7 protein-coding genes are annotated in these 9,487 nt (G+C 38.0%); all 7 read left to right on the forward strand.

Annotation, left to right across the window (positions count from 1 at the left end):
- The first annotated feature begins 26 nt into the window (after positions 1-26).
- The 7 genes from IEZ33_RS09865 to IEZ33_RS09895 all read left to right on the forward strand — a co-directional run bounded on the left by IEZ33_RS09865 (position 27) and on the right by IEZ33_RS09895 (position 9,269).
- The gene (locus IEZ33_RS09865; protein WP_191603465.1) at positions 27-2,336 is read left to right on the forward strand and encodes a putative bifunctional diguanylate cyclase/phosphodiesterase; all 2,310 of its coding nucleotides are present in this window, start codon (positions 27-29) and stop codon (positions 2,334-2,336) included.
- Between the two features lie 553 nt (positions 2,337-2,889).
- A complete protein-coding gene (locus tag IEZ33_RS09870) occupies positions 2,890-3,897 on the forward strand; it encodes a Bug family tripartite tricarboxylate transporter substrate binding protein (protein WP_191603466.1) in 1,008 nt (335 codons plus the stop codon).
- 85 nt (positions 3,898-3,982) lie between these two features.
- Positions 3,983-4,423, forward strand: coding sequence for a tripartite tricarboxylate transporter TctB family protein (locus IEZ33_RS09875; RefSeq protein ID WP_191603467.1), 441 nt, complete (start codon positions 3,983-3,985; stop codon positions 4,421-4,423).
- Positions 4,424-4,425: 2 nt separating this feature from the next.
- Entirely contained in the window at positions 4,426-5,940 is a 1,515-nt protein-coding gene (locus tag IEZ33_RS09880; protein WP_191603468.1) for a tripartite tricarboxylate transporter permease, read from the forward strand.
- Between the two features lie 164 nt (positions 5,941-6,104).
- Positions 6,105-6,788, forward strand: a complete 684-nt coding sequence (locus IEZ33_RS09885; RefSeq protein WP_191603469.1) for a response regulator transcription factor — start codon at positions 6,105-6,107, stop codon at positions 6,786-6,788.
- Positions 6,751-8,208, forward strand: coding sequence for a sensor histidine kinase (locus IEZ33_RS09890; protein ID WP_191603470.1), 1,458 nt, complete (start codon positions 6,751-6,753; stop codon positions 8,206-8,208). Before IEZ33_RS09885 ends, IEZ33_RS09890 begins: the two co-directional genes overlap by 38 nt.
- A complete protein-coding gene (locus tag IEZ33_RS09895; protein WP_191603471.1) occupies positions 8,205-9,269 on the forward strand; it encodes an ABC transporter substrate-binding protein in 1,065 nt (354 codons plus the stop codon). The genes IEZ33_RS09890 and IEZ33_RS09895 overlap by 4 nt, the downstream gene beginning before the upstream one ends.
- Positions 9,270-9,487 lie beyond the last annotated feature (218 nt).

Genomic DNA, 9,487 nt, shown 5'->3' on the forward strand with positions numbered 1-9,487 from the left:
AGGCTTTTATAAAGCTTGTTACTAAAATGAATTGGGTTTTACTCCCTATTATCAGCCTGGTTTTTTTTGTTGTCTCAACAATCGCCATCATGCAAGTTGTTAATGAAAGAAAACAAGAGATTATGTTTCATACAAAACAATCTCTTACGCTTATTCATAATAATACAATGCTACAAAAGAAAATATTAGAAGACCTAATACGCCAAACGTTAAACAGTCCAGAAGTGATTGCAGAGGCAAATAAGGCAAACGAATTTTTACACGACCTTGCATTGGAGGACGTTCTATTCCGTTATTTTAAACGTTCCAAAAAAATACTGCCTTCGCTAAACTCAATTCAAATCTTAGATTATAAAGGGGATGTATTGTTTAGCATCGATGAGTCAGATCCATTTGATGAGAAACGTCTTATGCCGATTCCTAAAAAAAATCAGCTGTGGCTGAACGATTACAACAACCAAAACCCGGCACACTTCTTTAATGAGCTCAATGATAATCAATCTATTCAAGGTTTTATTCAGCCCTTTTCTCAAAATTTATTCACAGACCTTAATTTACATAGAAATGATAATGATTTAACACTTTTTTATGCAATAATAACCATAAAAAACAATATAAATCAGAACATAAAAGAGCATATAAGACAATCTCTAGGCAGTGATTATGAAATGAAATTCTCAATAATTGACAGAAGAAAACCGCCTAAAGAAAGTGATTTTTTTACAGAAATACATTTCGAAAATTCAGTACTCGTTAATTCACTTTATACCCTCTCATTAAAACCCGACCTAGCCTCATTTAATAATGAAATAAGAAAAGTGTATTATTCTATATATGGATTAGCTCTGGTTGTATCTTTTATTACTTATATCATTTTACGATCATTATTTCTAAAAAACCTAATAAGCCCTTTATTGAAATTATCAAAAGAAATAAGAAACGCTAAATACGATATAAACAAAGTTAAAATTAGCCACATTGATAAAAACGATGAAATTTCCGAGCTGAACAACAGTTATCTGAACCTGCTGCACAATGATCCACTTACAGGACTGGTCAATAGAAGTCGTTTTATGGCCGAATTAGAACATGCCATTGAGCTAGCAAGAGCAAACAAAAAAATGTTGTCTGTGATCTACATCGATTTAGATAACTTTAAACAAGTAAATGACCAATACGGTCATCATACTGGTGACGCGGTATTAATAGAGTTCGCTAACCAATTATCCAATATTGAAGGGGTAAATAATTCCCAAAGTCAAAGTAAAAATACCGCTTCTCGTCTTTCTGGTGATGAATTTATCCTTTGTATTTCAAATACGGAAGATGTAATACAAATAATTCAAGATATTAATGCATTATTTAAACATGGTTTCTTAGTTAAAAATATACGTCATAATATTTATGCGAGTATTGGTGTTGCTACCTACCCGACAGATTCAGATGACGCCAAAACTATCATTAGCTGTGCTGATGCCGCCATGTATACAGCAAAAGAGAACGGAAAAAATCAATATTGTGTTTTCTCAGCGTCTATAGAGGAAAAGTCTCAACATCGCCAGTATATAGAAAGGACCCTTTCAAACTCCCTACACAATAATTTGTTACATTTAGTGTACATGCCAATTTATAATTCAAAAACAAACATAATTGAAGGTGTAGAAGTGTTACTTAGATGCAAGGAATTGACCAAGAGCTCAATTGGTCCTAATGAGTTTATTCCTATTGCTGAATCTTCTGGATTGATAAGAAACATTGATCTATGGGTCTTAGAAAATGCTTTCATTCAATACCGTAGGCTTAAAGACAAATATAATTTTTCTGGTTATTTCTCTATAAACATCTCAGGGGTTGAACTAAGTAATAACGATTTTTCCAACGGGTTAACGTTTCTTTTAGAAAAATATAAAATACCTCCTAACAAAATCGAACTTGAAATAACAGAAACCAGCCTAATTTCTGTAGACAATAAAAGCCTTGAGCTATTCAAAAAAATAAAGTCGTTAGGTGTTAATATTTCCCTAGACGATTTTGGGACTGGCTATAGCTCGTTCAATCAGCTCTCATCATTTCCTGTAGATACATTAAAAATAGATAAATCCTTTATCGATACATTAGAACACATTAATGTTAACGAGTATTCACTCATGAATGTCATCCTTTCAATTGCCAAGCTTTACAACTTAAAGGTGATTGCAGAAGGAGTAGAAACAGAGAAACAACTTACTCATTTAACTCGATTTGGTTGTTATCACATACAAGGTTATTATTTTAGCCAACCTATTATATTTGATGAGCTAACCTTAATAATCAATAAACCTTTTACTAAGACCTGAATTCAAGCCCGAAGTGCGACACTTTTCATTTCAAGCAACCGCGCAGCAATCAAAACCAAGGACGGTCGCTGAGTATTCTTGACATACTTCGATTTGCTCGGCTTAGTCGACAAGCTTCTAGTGGTATACTATCTACAATAAAAAAATCACTTTCTGGGCACATTTAGAGAACAATACTTTACCTAAGTTCTTCTCATATAAAGCTAAGTCTTCGAGCTCTCCTGTTATAAACAGAGCGTTCAATACACCCAACGACTTCGTGCGGCAACGGTTTAAAAAGAAAATGTTCAGAATCGATACTCAAACAGTCTGTCAGTGACTCATCGTATTATCAATTTGCTAGATCATTAATGATAATTTCTTATTGAGGGTGAGTAACTTAATCTTTTTACCGTATTTTCCATAGGCACCACGGGTAAAGGGTCTTTTTTTGAATGAAAAGAAATATCAAATGACAGGTAAGCGACAGTTTAATGATATATCTTGTTTGGTATGGGTACATTCTAAAAGTACTAGTATATTTATAAAAAAAATAACAAGCAGGAGATAACCTATGCTGAATCGTAAGTCCGTTCTGTCTACCTCTATTAAACTTGCCGTCGCGAGTACTTTTTCAACCGTTATTCTAGTAAGCCAAGCACAAGCTTTCGAGCCTGCTCGATCCGCTGAATGCATAGCTCCAGCAAATCCAGGCGGTGGTTGGGACTTTACTTGCCGTAGTGTTGGCAAAACCTTAGTAGATCTTCAGTACATTAAAGGCAACGTTCAGACTGTTAACATGAGCGGCGCGGGTGGCGGTGTTGCATTTGCCCATACAGTGAGTAAGCGCTCTAAAGACGATGCTCTGATTGTGGCAGCAAGTACTGCGACAACAACACGTCTTGCACAAGGACAGTTTCCAGGTATGAATGCCGACCAAGTTAAATGGGTTGGAACACTGGGCGCTGACTATGGAGTTATCGCTGTAAGCAAAGATTCTAAATTTCAAAATCTAACGGAATTGATGGATTCTCTAAGAAGTGATCCAAATTCGGTTAAATTCGCAGGTGGTAGTGCTACAGGTGGCTGGGATCATTTAAAAGTACTGATTACAGCAAAAGAAGCCAAGGTTGAAAATCTTCCAAAAATCAAATATCTCGCCTTTAACGGTGGTAGTGAAGCCATTGTTCAAGTAGTTGGTGGCCATATTGATGCTTACACAGGAGATGTATCAGAAATAAAAGGCTTTATGGATTCCGGTGATTTGCGTGTATTAGCCGTTCTTGCAGAAGAGCGTTTGCCAGAGCCATTTGGCCATATTCCAACAGCCATGGAGCAAGGAATCGGTACGATTGCACCGAACTGGCGTGGTTTTTATGTTCCAGGTGATGCGAGTAGTGATTCGTACAATTGGTGGGTAGAAACAGTAGATGAATTGTACACAACGCCAGAGTGGAAAGAGGTTATGGCAAAAAATGGTCTAATGCCATTCCATAAAACAGGTGAAGAATTCACTCAATTTGTAAAAAATCAAACTCTAGACATTCGTCTATTGTCACAAGACATTGGCCTAATTAAATAATTAGCCCTTGTAGCCAACCTTAAGGGACGAGAGCATCTTTTCGTCCCTTTATTTAACTGTAAATTCTTAACTATGGAGCGACGTCATGCGTTTAAATGATCGCGTTTTTGGCATACTTATGCTGATTTTAGCCTTTGGCTACGGTTGGGAAGCAACTCAATTTCCTGAGCCTTTTGGTGGCGGTGAATCTGTAGGCCCAGAAACATTCCCTATTATCCTATCATTCTTATTGGGTATTAGTGCTGTTTATTTAATCCTTAAACCTGATCCTGATGAAGCTTGGCCAGCATCTAAAATGCTGTTAGAGCTTTCCGCAGTAGCATTAGCCATTCTAGTGTTTGCATGGGCAATTGAACCTATAGGTTTTATACCTGCAGCCATTATGATTGTGTCTTATTTATGTTGGAGAATGGGCGCAAAGCCTAAAAATTGCCTATTAACAGGAACAATCAGTTCGGTGGTCATGTTCTTAATCTTTAATAATATGTTGGAATTAGCACTGCCACTAGGTTTACTGGAGTTTTAAAGATGGAAACAATCAATTTATTAATGCAAGGTTTTGCCGTAGCACTAACGCCTGAAAGTATTATGTTTGCCATAATAGGTTCTATTTTAGGCACCTTAATTGGTGCATTACCTGGTTTAGGCCCTGCAAACGGTGTGGCTATCTTAATACCACTCGCTTTTAGTTTAGGTTTATCCCCAACGTCTTCTTTGATCTTACTAACTTCTGTTTATGCTGGCGCTATGTATGGTGGACGTATTTCTTCCATCTTGTTAAATATTCCAGGTGATGAGCCCGCTATGATGACCTGTTTAGACGGTTATCCAATGGCTTTAAAAGGTAAAGCCGCTGAAGCATTAGCCATCTCTGCCATTGCGTCTTTTATTGGCAGCTTAATTGCTACTATCGGCTTAGTTATTTTGGCTCCTATTCTAGCTAAGTTTGCCCTTAAATTTGGGCCAGCAGAGTATTTTGCTCTATTTGCACTGGCGTTTGCGACACTGGGCGGTATTACAGGTAAAAATCAATTTAAAACGTTAATGGCGGCGGCTTTAGGTTTAATGATTGCGTCCGTTGGTATTGATATTTCCTCTGGAGTACAACGTTATACATTCAATACCTTAGAGTTATTTGAAGGCGTCGATTTCATTATTGCAATCGTGGGTTTGTTTGCCATCAGTGAGTTACTTTTCTTTATTGAAAAACATGCCGGAGATGGCATGAAAAAAGTGGCGGTGAATCGACTTAAATTAACCATGAAAGATGTGATAAAAGTACTTCCTTCATCTATTCGTGGAGCATTACTTGGCTTTGTTGCCGGTGTTTTACCTGGTGCGGGAGCGTCTCTAGGAAGTTTTGTCAGCTATACATTAGAAAAGAAAATTGTTGGCACGAACGGCGATTTTGGTAAAGGCGATCCGCGTGGTGTAGCGGCTCCAGAAGCAGGAAATAATGGTGCGGCATCCGGCGCACTTGTTCCAATGCTAACCCTAGGTGTACCTGGAAGTGGTACAACAGCGGTGCTTCTTGCTATGTTGATATCACTTAATGTGACACCTGGCCCAATGTTATTTCAACAGAACGCGGATCTTGTTTGGGGTGTTATTGCTGCATTATTTGTTGGTAACTTAGTATTGTTATTACTTAACATTCCTATGGTTGGAATCTTTGTTAAGTTGCTAAGTATTCCACCAAAATACTTGATGCCTATTGTCACTCTGGTGGCGTCAGTGGGTATCTATTCCGTTAGCCACAGTGCTTTGGATCTGTATTTTATGGTGGCTTTTGGTGTTGTTGGGTATATTTTAAGAAAAGTCGATATTCCTTTAGTTCCGGTTATTCTTGGCATGCTGCTTGGCCCTGAAATGGAAAAAAGCTTACGCCATGCATTAGTATTATCTGATGGTGATTGGGGTGCTCTTTTCAATAGTGGTTTGAGTATTGGTTTGTGGGTGGTAGCTATCTTAGGATTAGTCTTACCAGTAATTATTGGGCCCATTGTGAGATCTAAAATGAGACAGGCTAAAACAAGTGATTAAACACTCAATTTAGTTTATGTTTAGATGCACATGGAGTTTAGCGCAATAACGGACGCTACTTTAACGAATGAAAATTCGGAGTGAATGATATTTTGCTCCGAATTTTGTACTTTTAAAGACCAAATTTTTTTATCGATAATAGTTTATTCGTAGCGAGTGTACTCATGAGAGTGTTAGTAGTAGAAGATACGAAAGTGCTTGGAGAAGCGATATGTGAGCGCTTAAACAGTCTTGGTCATGCGGCTGATTTAGTCATGAATGGACAGCAGGCTTCAGACATCCTGAAATATCAAACGGTCGATTTGATTCTTCTAGACCTAAACTTACCTGGGTTGTCAGGTTTACAAGTGCTGAAAAACCTACGATCTCGTGATAATCCAACCCCTGTTCTGATTTTAACGGCACAAGATCAAATTGAATACCGTATACGTTTGTTAGATGCTGGAGCGGATGACTATTTAACCAAACCTTTTAATTTTGGCGAGCTTGAAGCCCGTTGTCGCGCGTTACTTCGACGGCATCATGGGTATGCGAAAAACATCACTGATCATGGCAATTTACAGGTGAATCGTGACGCCAGGCAAGTTTTACTTAATGGTGAAGTGCAGCCGATTACGAGTAGGGAGTTTCAATTACTTGAAATTTTTTTAGGGCATTTAGGGCGCGTACTCAGTAAAGATGAAATAACGGAACACTTGTTTAACTTTGATGAAAGTCCAGGACCGAATGCGATTGAATTATACGTTGGTCGATTACGGAAAAAACTGTCGGGTAGCTCTTTGATTATTAGCACCTTAAGAGGATTAGGCTATGTGGCAGAAGTTACCAAGCTACCAAAGTCAGACTGAAGAAGAGCAGCAGTCATTAAAAAAAGCGCCTTCTTTACGTGTACGTTTTATTGTCGCAGGCATCGGTATTATCAGTATTATTGCTATCATAGTGATTAATCTGGTGTTTAATTATAGTCAACGTTTGGCTGATTTATCCTATGATCGTTTGCTTAGAAGTGCTCTTCTACAAATGGATGAAAATGTTATTTTAGTACGAGGAAAAATCTCTATTGATATTCCTTGGTCTGTATTTTCTACCTTGGCACAGGCAAATGACGATCGTATTTTTTATCGGGTAGACAGTTCAGAAAATGGCTTTATCACTGGTTACAAAGAATTAGAAGGTGAGCCACCTACTCCATCAAAACTGGGAGAAATGCAATTTTATAATCAAGCGTTTTCCGGTGAAGAAATCCGTGTGGCTTGGCTTGAACGAGGCTTAACTGAACCAAATACTCAAGGAACTATTCGGATTCTATTAGCTCAAACTCGCTTGTCGCGAGAGGAAATGTCTTCTTCGATCACTTCCAGAGCGTTACAAGTAGTCGTCTTGATTGTTTTTGTAACCATTGCTTTAATTACCTTTGGTAGTCATTTTGTATTGCGCCCATTACATCGTTTAGAAGATGTATTAGAAGCACGGCAACCCGGTGACTTGTCCCCTATCATGATTAACACCCCAAAAGAGACTTACCAATTAAAAGTGTCTATTAATCATTTTATGGCGCGATTGCAGCAAAATTTAGAGCAGTTAGAAAATTATACGGCAGAATCTGCACATCAATTACGAACGCCACTATCGAGTTTAAAAGCCCTTGCAGAGAATGCCCGGGATCAAACAACCCCCGAAAGGCAGCAAGAGGCATTAAAGCAAATTGTTCTGCAAAGCGATAAACTGAGCCAAACCGTTACCATGTTACTTAATCAAGCTGTGGTTTCCCATCGGTTGCAAACCCAAGGCCTTGTTGAAATTGAAATGAATGGATTGGTAAAGCAGATCTGCATGGATTTAGCGGTTTCGGCTTTGCAACAAAAGATCTATTTATCTTTCGATTCATCTGCTCCAGACGCTTCAATTTTAGGTGATGTGTTTTCACTGCAGCAAATGTTTTCCAATATTATTGATAATGCCATTCGTTATAGCCGCGTACACGATAACGAATCGTCTAAGTCTGTTGATATTCATGTATTCCAAACGAATGGTTTTGTTGGCGTTAAGGTAATTGATTACGGTGTTGGTATCAGTGATGACGATAAAACCAAAGTATTTGATCGATTTTATCGAGGGCAGTACGAAATTTCAGGAAGCGGTGTTGGTCTAGCGATGGTAAAAGACATTGCGGATAGACACAATGCAACACTTTCAATTTCAGATACCGAGCCCCAAGGGACTACTATTGAAGTTTTATTACCAGAACATAATGAGGTGGAAGCATGAAGTACGGCCTATTTTTTCTGCTTACTTGTTTTAATGGATTGTCTAGCTCTTGTTCTTTTGCGGTTGATGACGTGCCCTTTTTTGGTAATGACAATGCGCCTAAGAGTTTAACTCTATATTCAACAGTAGGTGTTGAAACTCTGTCACCTTTAATTGAGCATTTTCTTGCAATACACCCTGATATTAAAATCAAGTACGATCAAATGAGTACATTAGATTTATACAATAGAGTTATCAATGAAAAACCGAAGCCAAACGCTGGACTTGTCATTAGTAGTGCTATGGATTTACAACTGAAATTAGTCAATGATGGCTTTGCTCAAAGTTACCAATCGATTATGACAGATGCTTTGCCTACAATAGCATCATGGCGCAATCAGATTTTTGCTTTGTCAATGGAACCTATTGTAATGGTCGCAAATCGAGGCTTATTTCCAAACTCTGAGTTTCCTCATAATAGACAAGAGTTACTACAAACCATTCGAAAATACAGTAATGATATTAAAGGGCGTATAGGGACGTATGATATTCAACGCAGTGGTGTTGGTTATTTGCTCGCGAGCCAGGACTCTAGGCAAGCGGACATTACTTGGGGGCGTTTGTTAGAAGCCTTTGGCAGCCATCATGTAAAAACCTATTGCTGCTCAAGAGACATAATTGATGATATTGAAAGTGGTCAGATTGTATTGGGTTATAATTTATTGGGTTCATATGCGCATAAAAGAGTATTAGAAAACCCCTGGTTGATTATGATTATCCCGACAGATTACACCTTGATGTTAATGCAGGTTGCTTTGATTCCTAAAAACTCACCTCAAGCACGAATGGGAGGACTGTTTTTAGATTTCTTACTTTCGGATATAGGACAAAATATTATGCAATCAGAAAATTTATTATATCCGATAAATTGGAATATCACCCAAAATGGTCAAATATTAAATCCATCACACCCAACAAGAATGATAGAGTTGAATCAGCAGCTCTTATTGGGTCGAGATTATGCTAAACAGAAGCGCTTTGTAGAAGAGTGGGAATATGCTTTAGAGCTTAATACTAAATAGGTTGATATTGTTGGGCTAAATTAAGCGAAAAGTAGGTTGTGCTTTAGCGCAACAAGGATCAGTAATATCAAGGTGTTTTCGGGTTAAATCAAACGAAAAGGTTGTGCTTTAGCGCAACAATGATCAGCAATATCAATGTCTTGTCGGCCTGAAGGCCGACCTACAGAACGCAACAATTATTAATAATATCAACGTCTTGTCGGGCTAGAGCCCGACAA

Source organism: Marinomonas algicola, assembly GCF_014805825.1.
Lineage (GTDB): Bacteria > Pseudomonadota > Gammaproteobacteria > Pseudomonadales > Marinomonadaceae > Marinomonas > Marinomonas algicola.